15 protein-coding genes and 1 tRNA gene are annotated in these 18,271 nt (G+C 53.4%); 9 read left to right on the top strand and 7 right to left on the bottom strand.

From position 1 onward, the window contains the following. Positions 1-2 precede the first annotated feature (2 nt). From D9N13_RS17190 to queF, 3 genes are read left to right on the top strand one after another with little or no spacing between them, the layout of a single operon-like run. Positions 3-920 carry an ABC transporter ATP-binding protein gene (locus D9N13_RS17190; protein ID WP_290592564.1) on the top strand — a complete coding sequence of 306 codons (918 nt, stop codon included), beginning with the start codon at positions 3-5 and terminating at the stop codon, positions 918-920. A gap of 1 nt (position 921) precedes the next feature. Further along, on the top strand, positions 922-1,695 hold the full coding sequence (locus D9N13_RS17195) for an ABC transporter permease (RefSeq protein ID WP_290592566.1): 774 nt from the start codon (positions 922-924) through the stop codon (positions 1,693-1,695). A 1-nt stretch (position 1,696) separates the two neighbouring features. Then, a complete protein-coding gene (gene queF, locus D9N13_RS17200; RefSeq protein ID WP_290592568.1) occupies positions 1,697-2,518 on the top strand; it encodes an NADPH-dependent 7-cyano-7-deazaguanine reductase QueF in 822 nt (273 codons plus the stop codon). Positions 2,519-2,520: 2 nt separating this feature from the next. Here queF and D9N13_RS17205 read toward each other — a convergent pair whose 3' ends face one another. From D9N13_RS17205 to D9N13_RS17215, 3 genes are all read right to left on the bottom strand, one after another. Next, positions 2,521-4,014, bottom strand: a complete 1,494-nt coding sequence (locus tag D9N13_RS17205; RefSeq protein ID WP_286748094.1) for an AbgT family transporter — start codon at positions 4,012-4,014, stop codon at positions 2,521-2,523. A 1-nt stretch (position 4,015) separates the two neighbouring features. Then, positions 4,016-5,416, bottom strand: coding sequence for an adenylate/guanylate cyclase domain-containing protein (locus D9N13_RS17210; RefSeq protein WP_290592571.1), 1,401 nt, complete (start codon positions 5,414-5,416; stop codon positions 4,016-4,018). A gap of 161 nt (positions 5,417-5,577) precedes the next feature. Further along, positions 5,578-6,297 (bottom strand): endonuclease V, encoded by a 720-nt coding sequence (locus D9N13_RS17215; protein ID WP_290592572.1) that lies wholly within the window; start codon positions 6,295-6,297, stop codon positions 5,578-5,580. A 180-nt stretch (positions 6,298-6,477) separates the two neighbouring features. Between D9N13_RS17215 and D9N13_RS17220 the strand changes: the two genes are divergently transcribed. Both D9N13_RS17220 and D9N13_RS17225 read left to right on the top strand, forming a co-directional pair. After that, the gene (locus D9N13_RS17220) at positions 6,478-7,113 is read left to right on the top strand and encodes a nitroreductase (RefSeq protein ID WP_290592574.1); all 636 of its coding nucleotides are present in this window, start codon (positions 6,478-6,480) and stop codon (positions 7,111-7,113) included. A gap of 62 nt (positions 7,114-7,175) precedes the next feature. Next, positions 7,176-7,266: transfer RNA gene (locus D9N13_RS17225), tRNA-Ser, on the top strand. 300 nt (positions 7,267-7,566) lie between these two features. Here the strand turns inward: D9N13_RS17225 and D9N13_RS17230 are convergent. The 4 genes from D9N13_RS17230 to D9N13_RS17245 form a co-directional block, all read right to left on the bottom strand. Next, complete coding sequence (locus D9N13_RS17230; protein WP_290592576.1) at positions 7,567-7,893, bottom strand: transcriptional regulator; 327 nt, start codon at positions 7,891-7,893, stop codon at positions 7,567-7,569. Between the two features lie 46 nt (positions 7,894-7,939). Continuing rightward, positions 7,940-8,284 (bottom strand): type II toxin-antitoxin system RelE/ParE family toxin, encoded by a 345-nt coding sequence (locus D9N13_RS17235; RefSeq protein ID WP_290592578.1) that lies wholly within the window; start codon positions 8,282-8,284, stop codon positions 7,940-7,942. A gap of 201 nt (positions 8,285-8,485) precedes the next feature. Beyond that, positions 8,486-10,795 (bottom strand): hypothetical protein, encoded by a 2,310-nt coding sequence (locus D9N13_RS17240; protein WP_290592580.1) that lies wholly within the window; start codon positions 10,793-10,795, stop codon positions 8,486-8,488. Positions 10,796-10,878: 83 nt separating this feature from the next. Further along, positions 10,879-11,343 carry a hypothetical protein gene (locus tag D9N13_RS17245; protein WP_290592581.1) on the bottom strand — a complete coding sequence of 155 codons (465 nt, stop codon included), beginning with the start codon at positions 11,341-11,343 and terminating at the stop codon, positions 10,879-10,881. Positions 11,344-11,574: 231 nt separating this feature from the next. On the opposite strand from D9N13_RS17245, the gene D9N13_RS17250 reads away from it, so the two are divergent. The 4 genes from D9N13_RS17250 (at position 11,575) to D9N13_RS17265 (ending at position 18,268) form a co-directional block, all read left to right on the top strand. Further along, positions 11,575-12,345 carry a glutathione S-transferase N-terminal domain-containing protein gene (locus D9N13_RS17250; protein ID WP_290592583.1) on the top strand — a complete coding sequence of 257 codons (771 nt, stop codon included), beginning with the start codon at positions 11,575-11,577 and terminating at the stop codon, positions 12,343-12,345. Positions 12,346-12,434: 89 nt separating this feature from the next. Continuing rightward, positions 12,435-13,892: a Wadjet anti-phage system protein JetA family protein gene (locus D9N13_RS17255; protein ID WP_290592585.1), complete on the top strand. Its 1,458-nt coding sequence runs from the start codon at positions 12,435-12,437 to the stop codon at positions 13,890-13,892. Further along, complete coding sequence (locus D9N13_RS17260; RefSeq protein WP_290592587.1) at positions 13,889-14,629, top strand: DUF4194 domain-containing protein; 741 nt, start codon at positions 13,889-13,891, stop codon at positions 14,627-14,629. Before D9N13_RS17255 ends, D9N13_RS17260 begins: the two co-directional genes overlap by 4 nt. 3 nt (positions 14,630-14,632) lie before the next feature. Beyond that, positions 14,633-18,268: an ATP-binding protein gene (locus D9N13_RS17265; protein WP_290592589.1), complete on the top strand. Its 3,636-nt coding sequence runs from the start codon at positions 14,633-14,635 to the stop codon at positions 18,266-18,268. The last annotated feature ends 3 nt before the right edge of the window (positions 18,269-18,271 follow it).

Here is an 18,271-nt window from a genome sequence, read left to right on the forward strand (position 1 = left end):
TCATGAGCACCGCGTTAATCGTTCAAGATTTGAAAAAGACCTACTCCGGCGGTTTCCAGGCATTGAAAGGCATCAGCTTTGAAGTGCAGTCCGGAGACTTTATGGCACTGCTGGGCCCCAATGGAGCCGGCAAATCCACTACGATAGGCATTATCAGTTCACTGGTAAATAAAACCTCCGGCTCCGTCAGTATCTATGGTAAAGACATTGATCGTGACTTTGCCGCTGCCAAGATGAACATTGGCATCGTGCCCCAGGAATTCAACTTCAATCAGTTTGAGAAGGTAGGTGATATTGTTCGCACCCAGGCCGGATACTACGGTCTGGACCGGCATACCGCCAGCGAGCGTGCCGAGAAATACCTGAAGTTGCTGGACCTGTGGGAGAAGCGCGATGAACAGTCGCGTATGTTGTCCGGTGGAATGAAGCGACGTTTGATGATTGCACGGGCCTTGGTGCACGAACCCAGGTTGCTGGTGCTGGATGAGCCCACCGCCGGTGTGGATATCGAGTTACGGCGTTCGATGTGGCGCTTTCTTAAAGAACTCAACCAGCGGGGCACTACCATTATTCTGACCACCCACTATCTGGAGGAAGCGGAACAGCTTTGCCGCAGTATTGCCATCATAGATCATGGCCGTATTATCGAGAAAAGCTCTATGAAAGCGTTTCTGGCCCGGCTTGATCGGGAAACTTTCCTGCTGGATCTGAGCCGGGATATCGAAGCCGTGCCCAACCTGAAGGGGGTTGCGGTTGAGCTGCTGGACCCTCATACCCTGGCGGTGGAAGTGTCCAAAGACGCGCCACTGAATGCCATCTTTGAACAACTGAGCGCGCAGGGTATTTCAGTAACCAGTATGCGTAATAAAGCCAATCGATTGGAAGAGTTGTTCGTGTCGTTGGTGGAGAGGAAGCAGTGAGATGAATTCACAGCAACAGTTCAATGCCTTCAGCACCATAGTGCGCAAGGAAATACGGCGCTTTATGCGAATCTGGGTGCAGACTCTGATACCGCCCGCTATTACCATAGCGCTGTATTTTGTCATATTCGGCGAATTGATCGGCCGTCGTATCGGGCAGATTGGTGAGCACTCTTATATGGAATACATTGTTCCCGGTTTAATCATGATGTCGGTGATCACCAATTCCTATTCCAATGTGGTGTCGTCTTTTTTCAGCACCAAATTTCAACGCAGTATTGAAGAAATGCTGGTTTCACCCATGCCCAATTATGTGGTGATCGGCGGTTTTGTGTTGGGAGGTGTTGCCCGTGGCATAGCCGTGGGCGCGATTGTTACCGGGTTGTCACTGTTCTTTGCCCATTTAAGTGTAACCAATATCTGGATTACCATAAGCATGGTGGTATTGACGGCCATCCTGTTCTCTCTTGGTGGCTTCATCAACGCGGTGTACGCCCGATCATTTGATGACATTTCCATCGTGCCGACCTTTGTGCTGACCCCGCTGACCTATCTCGGGGGTGTTTTTTACTCCATCAGCATGTTGCCGGATTTTTGGGAAGGGGTGTCACGCATCAACCCCATCGTGTATATGGTGAATGGTTTTCGCTATGGGATTCTCGGCATTTCCGATATTGGCATCGGTGTTGCCTTTGGCATGGTGTTGACCTTTATCGTGGTCTTGTACGTGTGGGCACATTGGTTGTTAAAGAACGGAGTGGGGATTCGAAGCTGATATGACTGAGCAACAGCACGGGCCACTGGGTGTAGCCAGCACCTATCCTGACCAATACGATCCGGCGCAGCTGCATGCAATTGCCAGGGCAGCGGGGCGTGAGGCCATTGGTGTGGATGATGGGCCTCTGCCATTTTATGGAGAGGATATCTGGAATGCCTATGAGCTGTCCTGGTTGAACGAAAAGGGCAAACCCATGGTGGCCATGATGGAACTCCGGGTTCCATTCGATTCACCCAATATCGTGGAGTCCAAATCATTCAAGCTTTACCTGGGTTCCTTCAATCAATGGCCGGTGCAATCACCGCAAGCGTTGGCACACATTATCGAGCGGGATGTCTCGGACGTAGTAGGTGCCCCGGTAAGCGTGGAGTTGACGCCGTTGTTTCAGTCAGGAGGTTTCGCCCTGGCTACCTTGCCGGGCAAATGCATCGATGATCTGGATGTGGACGTGGCGGTGTATGAGGTGGATGCCGATCTGTTGCTAACCTTGGAAGGCGACACCTCAGAAGCCTATCACAGCCATCTCTTGCGATCCTGCTGTCCGGTAACCGGCCAGCCTGACTGGGCCAGCGTGGTGATCGAATATCAGGGCACCAAGATCTGCGAAGAGGGATTGCTGAAATATCTGATTTCGTTTCGCAATAACCAGGAATTTCACGAGCAATGTGTGGAACGCATTTTTATGGACATCAGCCGTCAGTGCGCCCCTGAGCGGTTGACCGTGTACGCCCGTTATACCCGCCGTGGTGGTATTGATATCAATCCGGTTCGCTCCAGCGAACCGGTGCAGCAGGCCAATCTGCGCCTGATTCGCCAGTAGTGTCAGGTTGGCCCCAAGGGTAATCCGGCTGACATCCACAGGGCGAACATCAGGCTCCAGCCCAGCAGAAACACCAGCGAATAAGGCAACATCAGCGACATAATGGTGCCCACACCCGGATCGGATTTGTAGCGTTGCATAAAAGCGACCACCACACCAAAATACGGCATCAGCGGAGTGATGATGTTGGTGCTGCTATCACCCACGCGATAGGCTGCCTGCACGTTTTCCGGGGGGATACCCAGCAGCATGAACATGGGGATGAAGACCGGTGCCAGCAGTGACCATTTTGCTGATGCACTGCCCACCAGCAGGTTGATGAAAGCCGACATCAGAATAAATATGGAAAGCAACAGCACCGGTGAAATCGCCAATGCCTGCAGCCAGTTGGCGCCGTTGATGGCCAGCACCATACCCATATTGGACCAGCCGAAATAATTAACAAACTGCGCGGCAAAAAACATCAGCACCAGATAGCTTGCCATGGTGGCGAAGGTATCCTCCATGTCTTTGATGATGCTGCCCTTGCTGGTGTAGCGCCGCACGGTCATGCCATAGGCCATGCCACACAGGGCGGCGATCAGCGAAATCACCGTGACAATACCCTGCATCAGTGGTGATTGGGTAATGGAACCGCTGGCGGGCTCTCTTAGCAGGCCCTGCTGCGGTACCAACCCCAGGGCGATGAGCAGCAGGCATGCCACCAGCACCAGGCCGGAATTTCGTAATGCTGCCGTGCCGGCCGCACTCCCGCTAGTGGCATCGGGCGGTGGCGCCGGCTCCTGCCAGCGAGGCAGGGCGGGCAGTGTTATTTTTTCGGTCACCAGCGTGCCGACGAGGGTGATAAACAGTGTTGAAGCCACGATAAAGTAGTAGTTGGCGACAACGCTTACCTCAATGTTCCGGTCAATAAGGTGGGCAGCCTCCGTGGATATACCGGCGAGTACAGCATCAATGGGGCCGATCATCAGGTTGGCACTGTAGCCACCGGAAACGCCTGCAAAAGCCGCCGCCATGCCCGCCAATGGGTGTTTACCGGCGCTGGCAAACACCATCCCTGCCAGTGGAATCAGCACCACATAACCGGCATCGGCAGCCAGGCTGCTCATGACGCCGGCAAATACCACAATGGCAGACAATGCTTTGCCGCCGGCTTTTGCCACCATCTTATTCAGCACTGCACCCAGCAGCCCGGACTTCTCGGCAATGCCCAAACCAAGCATGGCAACCAACACCGTACCCACCGGAGCGAACTGGGTGAAGTTGCTGACGCTTTGGGTGAGGATTTTGTGCAGGCCGGCTTGGTTGAGCAGGTTGGTAACACTTACCTCGGTGTGATTCAGTGGGTGGGTGGCCCCGACTCCGGCCATGGATAAGATCCAGGAGAGCACCAGTACCAACAGGCTGAACCAGATAAACAGGGCGGTGGGGTGAGGTAGTCGGTTACCCAGGTCTTCAACTTGCTTTAAGAACGAGAGAACCAGGTTGTTTTTCATGTCACACGATCAGTTTGTCGCGGATACGTTTGGCGGCTTCTTCCAAGGCTTCCACTACCGTGTCCTTGTCGTAATTTCGAATTTTGTCGATATCCACAAACAGGGTAAAGCCGTCTTTTTCGCACTCAAGAAAGCTTTGGGTGGCCCCCAACTCTTTCCGGTGATCGACGATTTCAAAGATCGGGACGGTTTTGCTGAAGCCCTTCACATTGATCTGCCCGCGATCCCGGCACATGATGACATCGCGAACCAGATTGTAGGTGGATTCGGCAATCAGAATCTCACCGGGCTGGGCCACTGATTCCAGGCGGCTGGCCAGGTTCACCTCGCGCCCGATGATGGTGTAGTCCATGCGCGTCTCGGCACCGAAGTTGCCTACGGTGCAGTAACCGGTGTTGATACCCATGCGCACCTGCAGCGGTTTGCTGATGCCTTCTTTACGCCATTGCTGGCGCAGCAATTTCATTTTTTTACGCATCTCCAGGGCCATGGAAACGCAGGCGATGGCGTCCTGCTTTTGGCCGCGGGAGGTAGGGTCGCCAAAAAAGATCAGAATGGCGTCACCCACAAATTTGTCGATGGTGCCCCCATATTTCAGTGCAATGCGGGACATCTCGGTGAAATAGCTGTTGAGCAAATCCGTCAGTGCTTCGGGTTGCAGCTCTTCTGATATCTCAGCAAATCCCTTTATGTCCGAGAAAAACACGGTGAGTTTTTTACGCTGGGTTTCCAGTTTGACATCGGTTTGCCCGGAGAAAATGGAACCCCATACCTGGGGCGGCAGGTACTTGGACAGTTTGCGGGAGAGGTTGGCGGATTCTTTCTGGCGCCGTTTCAGTTCGTCCTGTATGGCCATCAGGGTTCGCGCCTGCTTGAAAGAAAAGTAACCCAATGCCGTGGCGTAGAATGTCAGGCTCAGTAATCCCACCGACAGCGTGGCCACATGGGGAGGGGCCAATGAAAACTGCTGCAGCTTGAAAACCGCAACGCCAATGATTGCACCCAGCAAAATAGCGAGGCAGCTCATGATCCAGCCAAAGACACCGCCAATGGTGATGGTGCCGGCGCTCACCACGAAGAACAGAAACAGGGACAGCGCGGGATCAAACTGGAACAGGGCGATGCCACCGCCGGCGATAGCGGCATCCAGCATGATCAATGAGGCATTGGCCCGGGCAGGGGCAGTGCGTTGCCAGCCTGAGGTGGCAAAGTGACTGATCCAGGGATAGATGAAAGCAACCACCGGTGCCCACCACAGGCTGGTGTCGAGATCCGAACTGAGTATGGCGGCCAGAATCGTGGCGGCTACCAAAAAATAGGCGAAAATGCGGATGTAAGACGGCGACAGGTCTTTATTGATCAGACTTTCCGGTGTTATATCAAGAGCAAACTTGGTAGGCATCCATCTCTGTCCACGCCAAACAAAGCACCGGTTGATTTCCAATTATATCAAGGGCTTTGGCAACGAAATTCAAGTTGTTTTGTCAGTTTAGTGGGAAGTGTAAGCGCTTGGCAACCGGCGGACAACTTCCTTTTGTAGGTTTTGACTGTTTAACGACCAGTTCACTGACCAGTGGCGGATTTAACCAATCTAAGTTGAACCGGCGTCTTATTATTATGGCCTGCTTCCGGATAAAGCGCCTGTAAATATTCACGATAGGAGGTGCCGGCGGGGATGTGCTCCAGGACCCGCTGGATAGCATCCTGCATCCCAATGCGGTGCGCCGGAGACACCAGCAGGGGATCGGCGTTGTCCAGAACCCGCACCACCGCGGCGATCTGCTGATCTTCATGCACCTGCAGGAAGCTGCCCCGTTCTGCCCCCAGTGTGCTGGTATCGTGTTTCAGGCGAACCGGGCGGATGCCGACGGTAGGGACGCTGGTGACCAGCCCCACATGGGACGCCACGCCAAAACTGTCAACGCCGGTGACTCCACGGCCGTCACAGATAAACACATCAGGTATACGGTTGAGCTTGTTGAGTGCGGCGATGATGGCGGGCATTTTGCGGAACGAGTACAGGCCGGGTTGCCGTGGGAACTGGGTGGTTTTGATGGCGACTTTACGTTCCAGCAAAGTACGGGTTCTCAAAGCGGTGATGGTAATGCGCGCTTGAACAGTTGCCGAGTGCGCGGACTCGTCGTTGGAGATAAGTGAAATTCGGCCCACCATATCGGGCTGGTTGCATTGCCCTTCGGTTACAATCCAGGCGCGCAGGTTCTTCTGAATGGCGACTGCGTTTTCCAGCGTTATGTTCCATGAATGCAGGTTATGGGTTTTCATACCTGTAGGCCTTAACGACGGTGTGGTTGCTGTAAAGTATTGACAAAAAATCGGAAGAGCAGTGAGAACTGGTGCAAAGTTTGAGTGTTTTTTGTTCAAATAAAGCTCGGACGGCAGATTTTAGTGCTTCAACGGCCCACTTTTTGACCTAATCAGAATGTAAATAGGAAAAGCTCTCATTTGTCCGGTGAAGCGGCGCAGGGATTACGCTATGATGCTGCCACTGATGAGAACACAAGGTTGCATATGAGCGATATCCTGAACAGCATGAGAGCACGGGTTTCCAATCCCCGGCTGATACAACCATCGCCTGACCGCAACGAGCTGGAGCAGATGTTCCAGTGTGCCGTGCGGGCTCCGGATCACGGCCGCCTTCGACCCTGGCGCTTTATTGTGTTGCAGGGCCAAGCCCTGGCTGAACTGGGGCAAGCGTTTGAAGCGTCGCAGCCCACAGCGGACGAGACGCGACGGTTGCGGTTGCGTTCCATGCCATTGCGGGCGCCCATGATCATCGTCAGTGTTGCTGCATTGGATTGGGAACATAAAAAGGTACCGGTTTGGGAGCAGCAGGTGGCGGTGGGAATCGCCACCCAGCATTTGCAACTGGCGGCGCAGGCGCTGGGTTATGGCACCATGTGGCGAACCGGGGATATGACCGAGCAGCCCGCCGTGCGGGAACATCTGGGGCTGGCGGATCACGAGCAGATTATCGGATTCCTCTACACCGGTACGGTAGAGGGGGAGCCCCGGGTGGCGGATCAGCAGCCCCTTGACGATATCGTTCAATATCGGGGCGAGGCTGACAATACCCGTTGATCTTTTCAGCCAAACCCAGTATCTTACGCGCCTCTCGTCATGACCGCCGTTATGACGGGTCTGGTCAGGTGTCCGAGTGGTTGAAGGAGCACGCCTGGAAAGCGTGTATACGTTCATAGCGTATCGAGGGTTCGAATCCCTCCCTGACCGCCAGATTCTGAAAAATCCGGTGATTACGCATATCACTTCCAAAGCATATTAATTTTTGAATTGAATCCTGTAGATTGGAGTTACTGGGGTTTCTCCTTCAAAAGATCCAACACTCCATGCCGTGAGGCTGAATCCGCCTCTGCAAATTCACCAGAAACTTTCTAACGACAGTCGGCCGATATACTCCACAGGCGTTGCTCAGTCTCAGCCACGAATGCGCTTTGATCAGATTAGTCAGGCACTCCCTAGGCTGGGCGGTGGTAGCAGGTAGGAACGGCGGGTTGTAATATTCCTACCTGATTTTCAGGCTGCGACGTTGCCCGCAGGCTGGATGGATGGAGTGATGCCTTCTTGCTCAAAACACAGTTTGAAAAGCATTAACAGGTTTTTGGCTGTCGGATTGCCGTTTGCACTGACCATGCGGCGTAGGCTCGCTTCATGGATTTGCATTCTGTCTGCGATTCCAGCGAATGATTGTGTTGCATTCAAATAATCACGCAGCATTGAGCTACCGACCTCGATATCACCTTCAAGGTAGGTTTCGATGGCTTCGAGCAACAGCGCAACCCTGAATTCCGGGTCTTTGCATTGTTCTACCACCGTGTCTTTAAAATCACGGGTTAACGCCATTATGTACCTCCACAACCACTCTAAATGCGCGCCCACTAATGGAGCGCTATTTTCTTTTTTTATAATCGGCCAAATGTTTCTTGGCTTGTTCAATCGCTTGTCGCTGGTCTGACTTGTCACTACCAGCAAACAAGATAATCAGTTCGTCACCTTCGACGATATAATAAACACGGTATCCAGGACCATAATGGATTCGGCGCTCCCACAACCCACCTCCATCTTCGATGGTCTTGCAATCTCCAAAATTGCCAGACTCCATCTGCTTTATGGCCTTGATTATCTTCGTTTTAGCTCTTGCGTCCCGCAGATTTGAAACCCACTCCCCATAAGGAGATCGGTCATCTGTAGACACATATTCCTTTGCGGACCGCTCTACCGTCGGCTTCGCCATTATACTTACCTTGCTTATTGTTCAGACAATAATAACATATATGTTATTATTGTCAAGGAAACCTCTTAGATGGGCTACTGGCTAGGCGTTCCCCTGTGGGGATCGTATATAAGCGTGCGGTGACATCCAAAAGTGAAACTGAACCTCTGATAAGGCAGTGTAGTAGGCCTGACACGCTGTTCACTTCCCCACAACACACCCCTACAACGCATCAAAACTGGCGCTGAAGCCGAAGTGATTGCGTGGCTCGCCCACGGTGGTGATGGTTTCAGGCATCACGCTCAAGGTACTGTCGCTATAGCTCAGTTGCAGGCTGCTGGGGAGTTGTACCAGCGTCAGACCCCGGTTGATCTGTTCCAGGATAATGGCGGCGATGGCTCGCCCAAAGAACAGTTTGGGTGGGAACTGCAGCCGGTAATCGTACCAATAACCCAGATCCAGGGTGATATCGATGTCGGGGTTGATCAATGCCAGGGCCAGGCCACCGTTGTCGTCCGTAGCCAGTTGCACAGGGGCTTCCATATTGAACTGTAAGCGGCTTGCGGTTTCCCATTGGTCCGCCTCATTGCGTACTTCATAGAGCAGTTCGAACTGGTCCACCGTCAGGAACGCAATGGACTGATCCTGCCCCCGGAAGGACAGCTCCGGCACTGTACTGGGCGCCAGCACGATGCGGGTATTGGCTTCTTCCAGTGTGGTAATGAAATAACCACCGGTGGTGCTGAGCTGATCCAGGATGGGCACGGTGGGGGAGAGCACGCCGGCCTCGTAAATTGCCAGCAGCGCCTGGTTAATAATGTTGCTGTTGACCACCAGGCTCAGGTTCTGGTTGTTGGCAGCGGCCGGAACCGGGGTGGGGGTGAAGCGAAACCCGAGCATGTTCGGGGCCAGCCCGGGTGCGGGCCCAAGCTGCTCAGGAATGCCCAGTAGATCCGGGAACAGGTTGTCGTTGATCCGTAAAACCTCGGGGAACCCCAGGCTTACACCCAGATCGATCTCGCCGGGTTCCAAGTCCGTGCTCTCGGTGCCGATGCGGCCCATCAATGAGATTGCCATGCGGTCGCCATTGGCCACGTCAATATCCTGAACGCCCACCAGGGCCGTCAGAAATGCCCCGTTGTTCACGGTGGCTCCCAGGCGAACCTGCAGTTCATTAATCAGGGGGTCGATGATCAGGTTGGCAATCAGCGGTACCAGTTTGCCCAGCAACAGATCCACGATCAGGTCCCGGGCAGCTTCGATGCCGGATTCAATCAGATCCGCTACCTTACCTGCCAGCCCAAAACCGAAATTGCGGATGGCGGAGGGCAAATTGAAGTTCAGGTTGAAATCGCTGTCGGCACTGCCCAATCCGATGGCGTTGATGGATTGCACACTGACATCCACTTCACCATCGTTGGCTTCCAGGCCAAAGTCTGCTGCCAGTCGCAGGCGGTTGACGTTGATACCGGCGTCGAAGCCGACGCTCAGGCCCGATGTGCTGATGCCAAGGAAATCCATCAGGGTACGTTCATCGGAACTGAAGTTCAGAACATTGGTATTGATGCGGACCCCCAGGTCGGTGTTGCGCAATTCGGCGTCCAGGCCGATGCCGTCCCAGCCCGAGCCGGATTTCAAATCCAGGTCACTGATTTCCAGCTCTTCAAATTCCAGATCGGTGAGCGTGGCCTTTACCGAAATCAGGTCCACGTTGAGCGGGCCCAGATAAACGGCTGGTGTACACTCGCGGGCACAACCCAATAGCGGTACGCACACCTCGAAACATTGCCGGGGGATGATTTCATAGCGGCCGAGCCCAATGGAAACCGATTGATTAAAGATGGTGTTGGCATTGGCCGTACCCAGCAGCGCAGCCAGGTTCTGTTCTTCCACCAGCTCCTGGGCGAAGGGAACCAGCTCATTCAGTGTTGCCTCATCCACATCCAGCCGCACGATGTCATTGAGCACGGTGGCACGATCGGCGTAATACTGTGTGGCGACCTGGGCGTACACATCCTCGCTGTCAAACTGGTACAGATTACTGGGCGCAACCTGTACTTCAAATTCATTGTTGCTGCCCACTGCAGCGGGGACACCGTTGACTTGCAGGCCGTAGCTGCCGGAAGGGTCCACCAGCACACCCTGGATCGTCATCAGGTCACCGGCCACGGCTTCGGTAATCACCACCCTTGGCCCCTGATTATCAAAGTAGAAAAAACGGCGTGGGCCAAATTGATGGGGATCCACCGCAATATTGTTCTGCCCTTGTGATAAATAGGGGGATAGAGCCTCACCGCTGGCGATGGCCTGCCCATCGGCAAACTCGAACAGGTGGCCAACGGGAATGCCGTTGAGGGTGATCCGCTCCGGCATGGCATTGCAGCGAATCAGAAAACGTTGGGGAAGTTGATCGATAAAGCGTGCGTTTTTGATGGGCAGTACAATTTCGTACTCTTGATTACGACACCCACTGGTGATCAAAAAAGATACAAAAAGCAGCCCCAGAACCAACTGGTTTGTTATTTTTTTCATGCCCCACCGTCCAATAGCACTGTGCACTCATTGATGAGTGTAGTGTGCGGATCGTTAAAATGTAATAAACGTAAATGTGCGTGCTACGCCAGCTCATTGGCCGGTTCGTGCTCAAGCATCATATCACGAACAATTTGTAAGCGCTGGGTGCGGGATACATGAATTTCATCGAACAGGAACAGGTGTAGCATGCGCTGGACCTTGCGGCAGTTTTCGCCGGTCAGGCGTTCCCGGTAGTGGCGTTTATTCCAGGCTGCCTGATCGATGTAGACAATTTGAAAGGCCATGGCCTGGTTGCGGTATTGAAAGCCGAAATGACGTTTTCTTTCGTTCTTATCCACTTCCAACAGGACATGCAGTTTGCCGATGATGTCGAAGGCTTTGCATTGTGCATTTTTTAGCCAGGCTTGTGCGTCTGGAGAGATCAAAATCTGCTCCATGTCCTGTGACTTTGCCAGACCCCTGAGGAAGGTAATGTCGTGTTTGCGGGTGAGACGGTACGCCAAGCGATAATCGATCACAGAGGATGTGTCAGCGTTGCTCATCATGTTGTCTCCCCCAGGTAACAGACTCAGTGTCGGACTCTTTAACACTAGCGCGAGGTCTGGCGCCCTGTCTGTTAATTTTTGTTAATACCGCTTATAAAATACCCTGACTTGTTTGGGTTGCCGCCAGCCAGGATGGGCAATCCAAATGTTGAAGCGCTACTGAAATGGAATCATACTGCGTCTCGAAAAATTGACTGATTAATTAAACAGGATCATTTCCAGGGGGAAACTATGTCGTTTAGTGTGAACAGGGCCAGATCCGTGGGGTCGTCGGTTTTAGCGTCAACGCTCAGGGGTTGGCGTGGGGCCAGTGCCAGCCGCTCGGTGGAGCAGCCGGCGCAACTGCCGGAGCTCTATGATCGAGAGGGCTGTGCCCATTGCCGATTTGTACGGGAAGCACTGACGGAGCTGAATCTGGATGTGCGTATTGTGCCGGTTCCGTTGGGTGGTACCCGTTACCGGCAGCAGTTAATGGATGTCAGCGGCTCTGACCAAGTGCCGTTTCTGGTGGATCCCAATAGCGGGGAGAAAATCGGCGGCAGTGACGTCATTATAGAGTACCTTTACCGCCAGTACGGGGCGCGGGCGGTACCACCGCAACTGAGAGCCACCAATGCCAATGTGATCAAGTCCAAGCTGGCCACCGTGGTGCGGGGCTCCCTGGGCCTGGAAGTGCGGCCATCAAAGCCCGTGGCCCAGGACATGATCCTGTACAGCTTTGAGGCCAGCCCCTATTCACGCCTGGTTCGGGAGCGGCTTTGCGAATTGGAGATCCCCTATAAACTGGTGAATATTGGTAAACAGCAATTGGCGGATGTGGGCCCGGCCACTTTTCGATTGCATGTGGGCGAGTACAAACCATTACCCAATACCAAGCGTTCCGCCATGTTGGAAGAGCATGGAAACGTACAGGTGCCTTACCTGATCGATCCTAACTTGAATAAGGATTTGTTCGAGTCGGAAGACATACTCCAGTACCTTAACCAGAATTACGCCGGCTGATCATTTTACTGTAATAAAGATTGGCGCTTGGCCCCATAGCACCTATCATATTGATCTTGTGATAAGAGCGATGCAGCCAGCGCCGACCTATGTTTTTTAGTGAAGACCGCAGTCAGTTTTTCAGACCGTTAACCAGCAAATACCGTGAACAGATCCTGGAGTGCCTGCGCCTGCTGTACGAGCGTCTGTACTCCGCACGGGCTGATTACGGGGAATCCCTGCAACGGGATCAGGTGATCGAAATATTTGAAGAGGCCCTGGCCCGTGCACCGCAGCTGGATTCCGGTGATTACGGCAATGACACCCGCTTCAAGTCCGAACGGGAACAGGCCTCCTGGATCTTAAATCAGCTGTTGGAATACGGCTGGCTCGAAAAGCAGGTGGATCAGGCGACACTGCAAAGTACCTTTCCGTTTACCCGCATCGGGCGCATGATTACCCAAAGCCTGTCCGAAATGGGCGCATCCTCGGTGCGCACCCGCCACCGTAATACCCGTAATACACTCAATGCCTTGGAGGCCTTTCTGGCGCGGGGCGAAGTACATGACCTGATGGATGCCTATGAGTACTCCGAACGCATTATCAGTGATTTTACCGATGTGATCGCTGAACTGGAGGAACGTAAACGGGAGCTGGTACGTCAGGTGGAAACCCAACTGCTGGTACAGCAGGCGACGGAGCATTTCTTTGAGTTTATGGAAAAGCGGTTTCAACCGGATGTATCCATCCGTTTGTCTGCCGACAGTGTGGAAAAACACCGTGATGGAATCCAGTCGGTCATCGATAAAATTCGCCGCAAGCGCAAAGATTTCAAGCGCGAGGCTGAACTGAAGTTGCGTGAGCTGGCACCGGAGTTGGTGCAGCCCAATCAATCCCTGCTGTACTTTGTGCTGGATGCCATAGAGATACGCATGCGCAATGCGGCAGAGCTGATGCTGCCGGCTCTGCGCCGAGCGCTGCAGAGTTTTACCAAGCGTGCCGACATTATTATCCGCCAGCTTTCCTATCTCACCAGTCAGCGTAATAACAGCGTGGTGGATGTGTGTCGCGATCTGGCGCAGTTGGGTCAGGCGCAACAGGATCAGATTCTGGCGCTGGCAGGGGCTCAGTTGTCGGGCCTCAACCTGCGATGGCTGGACCCGGAACAGGTTCGATTACAGCAGAAACGCCAGCAACGGGTTTTATACACGCGCATTGAAGACGCCGGTGAGATCGAAGACGACGCACTGCGGGAGGTGGCGTTGCAACAGCAGTTGGATCGGGCGTTTATAACTCACAACGAAGGCCTGCACGATTATTTGATAACGGCCATGGCCGGCAATAATAAAGTGAGCACAAAAGATCTGCCGTTGTTGAGTGCCCGTGACGTGTTGGCCATGTCGCATGCGGTGGAAACGGCATCCTATCAGGCGGTAGACAGTGAATACCAGTTTGTGGTGACTCCCACGGGTGAAACCGCGTCCAATGAATATTTTGACCGCTTTGATGTGTTCGATATTGAATTGATCAAAAAATCAGAAACGAACCCCGATCTAGAAGACCTATGAAACTGACAGAACAACTGCAACAGAATCTGGCCGCAAAGCGATTTACCCTGGATGAATTCAGCGAGTTGTTGATTCGCCTGCTGGACTACGGTGTGCTGTCCCGCGATGAAAGCCAGATTGAAACCTTGTTGTACGATCGCTATGTCCAGCTTGAAGATCTGGTGCTGGATTACCTGAGCCCAATGCAGGTAAGGGTGCAGCATGACGCACGATTCGGTTTTGTGCGCTTGTTTCCACCCGGGGCCAAGGTACCTGGTTTGCCCGACGACGATAATCAACCCTTTTCCGGAGGCTTTCGAACCAGTCTCACACAATCCGAAATTGCCGCAGTGCTCGTGTTGCGGGCTGAGTATGACAAGGCCCTGCGCGAGGGGCAGGTGGATGATCTTGGCTGTGTATTGTTGTCGCTGGAGGGGTTCGGTATTGCCATGCGTAATCTGCTGAACCGAACCTTGCCGGAGAAGAAAACCGAGCGTGGCCTTTTGTTCCGGCGCTTACGGCAACTCAGGTTGATCCACTTCATCAGCAGTAGCGACGATATGGCAGATGACGCCTGGCTCAAGATCCGACCTTCCATTACCAGTTTCGTCAGTGAAGCAGTATTGGAACAGATCAAAGCGCAATTGCCCGGTGCAGTCTCCTCTGCAGAGGAGACTGCAGAGAAGACTGCAGGCGAGCCGGAGTCAACAGCCAGTCTTGAATCCTCTTTATTCACCCGTCAGGAAGAGGCCGACTAGATCATGTATCTGAAAAAAATGATTTACGTAAACTGGGGCAATATTCCACAGATGGAGGTGGAATTTGGCAGGGTTAATCTGTTTTCCGGTGGCAATGGCTCCGGTAAAACGACGGCGGCAGACGGTATTCAGACCTTGATGACGGCGGCTCATGAAAACCTGTTCAATTATAACCCGGGCCAGGATGAAACCACTCAGCGGGGCAGGGGAGGCAAGCAGGTGCGCACGCTGGCTTCCTATGTCCTGGGTTGTGACGATGGCAGTTATGCCCGGCCGCAGCAAACGGATGCGTACCTGGTTGCGGTGTTTACGCCCAGCGCCGGGGAACAAGGGGAGGAGTTCAGTGTGGTATTGGGCGTGCGTGCCCACCTGGACAGCGCAGGTCAGCAACGCCAGGCGCGTCAGGATCAGTTGGTTTTTCTGTGTGTGCCAGGGCAGGCGCTGCGTCTGGATCAGTTTGTGCGCGAGTATCAGGATGGCAAGCACGTTGTGGCGCTCACTGATATTGTCGATCTTCTCGTCCGTGAATACGGCAAGGCCGCGATCGAGGTCTATGACAAAAAAGGAGCCTACCTGCGCCGGCTGTATGGTTTGCTGCGTGGCCGCAAAGATGCAGTGAGCGATCGTGAAGCCAAACACGCAGCGCGCACGTTTGCGAACTTTATGGCCTACAAACCGGTGAAAAGCATCAATGAGTTTGTGGCGGACGAGATCCTTGAGAAAAAAGATCTGGGTGAGGCCATTCGAACCGTATCCGATTTGATGAAGACCATTCATGGCATGGAGGAGGAATCCCGCTTCATAATCCAGTCACTTGAGATTCTGGATCAATCAGCAAAGGCATGCCGCTCGTATTCTGAGAAATGGGTGCAACGACAGATTCTGGAATATCAGGAAGCGCAGCGTCAGCTGCAGATCAAGCAGCGCAGTTATGTGAGCTGCCGGCAACATCAAACCGCCTTGCAGGCGGAACTTAAGGAGCGGGACAATCGCCTGGAAGTGAATAATGCCCGTCGTGCTGAGACTCATGACCAGATTGTATCTTTGGAAGCCCAGCGGCGCGGTGTGTCGGTACTCAACGAAAAGGATAATCTGGCCGGTAAGATAGACAGCCTGCAACAGGCGCTGGCGCAGAAAGCCCAGCCGTTATTGGCTCAGGATCATCAGATCAATGACAACGTGAAATTGGCCAGCACCCTGACCCAATTGTTGAATCAAAACAGTTGGGCGGCAGAACTACCGGCATTGGATGCCAAGCCTTTGCGGGATCAATTACGCAAGGTGGTTCAATCCGGGCACGCAGCGAAAGTGGATCTGGCGGGTTTGTTTGGCAAGGATTGGGTTGATCTGGCACCGTTGGAATCCTCTCTGGATCAGGCCATTGATGTGGAAAAACTCCACAATCAGCTATGGCAAGAGCTACAGGGTTCAATGGGAAGTAACGGTTTATCCTTGCGGGACCTGGTGTCCCAACTGCGTGCCGATACTGAGCGCAGTTTGTTGTCACGACAAAAACAGTTACAGGCCAAGGAACGGGAGATTGCGCAACTGGAAACCCGGCAGGTCAGCTATCCGCCCCATGTTGAGGTGGCGTTGGCGGCCATCCGTGAACAATGCCCGTCTGCTGAACCGCGGGTGTTGTGTGATTACGTGGAGGTGTTGGATCAATCCTGGCAGATGGCCATTGAAGGTTATCTTGGTGGGGCGCGCTTTAGTATCGTGGTGAACCCCGAGTACGAAGCAGAGGCCATCAGCATCGTGCGTAACCTGTCCGGTCGGCGCAGTGCTGCCAGAGTGGTGCAGGGGGCCCGGGCGGCACGGGACGCCGATCGGCTCAGCAACCCTGCTGATTCTATCGTGAATATACTGTCGTTCCAGCATAAAACCGTAGAGCATTACCTTAAGGCCAGCTACGGTAACGTAGTGAGGGTGGAGAGCGCCGAGGCATTGCGCACTGTTGCCCGTGGTATTACCAGAGAAGGTTTGGCTGCAGGTAACTACAGCCTCTGGCGCTGTGATATCGCCGATAGTGAGCTGGTATTTGGCCAGTTTGCCCGCGACCGAGCGTTGGCCGCCAAGCAACGGGAATACGAAGAGCTATTAACACAAGCAACTGCTGCGCAAACGCAGCTGACATCCATACAGGCCTTATTCAAGTGTATTGATGGTATTCGGTCTATTGATTATGCGACGTTGATGCAAGGTATATTGGCACTTCATCGGCAGCTGCGCCAGAGTGAAAAAGCATTAAGAGAGCTGGATACCGGTGAGCATCAACAGCTTGATCAAGAGCTTGTGGACCTGAAACAGAAATACGGTGCGCTGGAAGCCGATCTGAAGCAGTTGGAGCACGAAAAAGGGCGCCTGGCCCAGGAACTGGATGCAGAGATCGCCCTGGCCCGTAAACTGGCAAGCGAGCAGGACAAGCTGATCGAACTGGCCGAGAGCCGCGAGATGGTGGTTCGTGGTATCGCCCGCCATTACCCCCAGTTTGATGTGGACGCTGCGTTGAGTCAGGCGGATGAAAGCCTGGTGGTCAATGAACAGAGCTTTTATCAGGATGAAATTCAGCAGCATGAGCGGATGCTGACGGCGTCGGCCAGCGAGTTGTATGAAGCTCTCCTGCGCCACAATCAAAACTGTAACCCTGCCGATGCGATCATTTACAACCCGCAAGTGGAAACCATTCATCAGACCGAATTTTTCAAGCGTATCAACGAGGTGGCCCTGGAGGTCGACAATATCGCCAATCGCTTGAAGAACAACGTTCTGGTGGAGAAATACAGCCAACTGGCCAAACTGAAAGATCGCTTTAATGAGACTTTCGTGAGTCATTTGTGCCACAGTATCTATCAGGCAATCAACGAAGGCGAGCGGGCGTTGACTGATCTTAATCGGGAGTTGGAAAGCCATCGCTTTGGTACCGACCGTGAGCGTTTTTACTTTTCCTGGCGCTGGGTGCCTGAATTCAAGGAATACTGGCGTTTCTTCAAAGAGGTGTCTCAGCTACCGAACATCGGCGATGGCTCCAGTTTATTTGACATGAACCTGCCCAAAGCGTTACTGACGGTGCGTGATAAACTGGTGTCCATGCTGTTGGATGACGACGAACACAAAGCCATGCGTGAATTGCAGCGGATAGCCGATTATCGGAATTATCGCAGCTACGACATTTATAAAGAGCCTGAAGGCAAGCAGCCCATTGCCTTGAGCCAGTACGGAACCGGATCGGGGGGGCAGTTAGAGACACCGGCGTATATCATTCGCGCCGCAGCAGTGACATCAGCCTTTCGCTTTCACGAGGGGCAGACCCATCTGCGAATGGTGTTGGTGGACGAAGCCTTTTCCAAGATGGATGAAACCCGTTCCCGCGAGGTGATTCATTACCTGACCGATGCCCTGGGTTTGCAGCTGGTGTTCATTATGCCTACCAGTAAATCCGGGCCATTTATGGATGTCATCAGTCATCAAACCGTATTCACCAAATGCCCGGCTGTAAAAACCATTGGTGAACTGAAAACCAGGGTTTTAGTGGATCGAAAGCGCTGCAATCAGGACAAAATCGCCGAGCTTTGGGAGCAATCCCGCCAGAACATTCGGGATCAGGTAACGCTGGATTTTATGGAAGGCATTCACTAGCTG

Origin of the sequence: Ketobacter sp. GenoA1, from assembly GCF_003671475.1 — a bacterium.
Lineage (GTDB): Bacteria > Pseudomonadota > Gammaproteobacteria > Pseudomonadales > Ketobacteraceae > Ketobacter.

Coding starts and splice junctions, on each gene's coding strand:
- D9N13_RS17215 (WP_290592572.1), bottom strand. CDS start 6,297: ATGAAAACCCATAACCTGCATTCATGGAACATAACGCTGGAAAACGCA.
- D9N13_RS17250 (WP_290592583.1), top strand. CDS start 11,575: ATGTCGTTTAGTGTGAACAGGGCCAGATCCGTGGGGTCGTCGGTTTTA.
- D9N13_RS17210 (WP_290592571.1), bottom strand. CDS start 5,416: ATGCCTACCAAGTTTGCTCTTGATATAACACCGGAAAGTCTGATCAAT.
- D9N13_RS17190 (WP_290592564.1), top strand. CDS start 3: ATGAGCACCGCGTTAATCGTTCAAGATTTGAAAAAGACCTACTCCGGC.
- D9N13_RS17205 (WP_286748094.1), bottom strand. CDS start 4,014: ATGAAAAACAACCTGGTTCTCTCGTTCTTAAAGCAAGTTGAAGACCTG.
- D9N13_RS17265 (WP_290592589.1), top strand. CDS start 14,633: ATGTATCTGAAAAAAATGATTTACGTAAACTGGGGCAATATTCCACAG.
- D9N13_RS17235 (WP_290592578.1), bottom strand. CDS start 8,284: ATGGCGAAGCCGACGGTAGAGCGGTCCGCAAAGGAATATGTGTCTACA.
- D9N13_RS17245 (WP_290592581.1), bottom strand. CDS start 11,343: ATGATGAGCAACGCTGACACATCCTCTGTGATCGATTATCGCTTGGCG.
- queF (WP_290592568.1), top strand. CDS start 1,697: ATGACTGAGCAACAGCACGGGCCACTGGGTGTAGCCAGCACCTATCCT.
- D9N13_RS17240 (WP_290592580.1), bottom strand. CDS start 10,795: ATGAAAAAAATAACAAACCAGTTGGTTCTGGGGCTGCTTTTTGTATCT.
- D9N13_RS17195 (WP_290592566.1), top strand. CDS start 922: ATGAATTCACAGCAACAGTTCAATGCCTTCAGCACCATAGTGCGCAAG.
- D9N13_RS17230 (WP_290592576.1), bottom strand. CDS start 7,893: ATGGCGTTAACCCGTGATTTTAAAGACACGGTGGTAGAACAATGCAAA.
- D9N13_RS17260 (WP_290592587.1), top strand. CDS start 13,889: ATGAAACTGACAGAACAACTGCAACAGAATCTGGCCGCAAAGCGATTT.
- D9N13_RS17255 (WP_290592585.1), top strand. CDS start 12,435: ATGTTTTTTAGTGAAGACCGCAGTCAGTTTTTCAGACCGTTAACCAGC.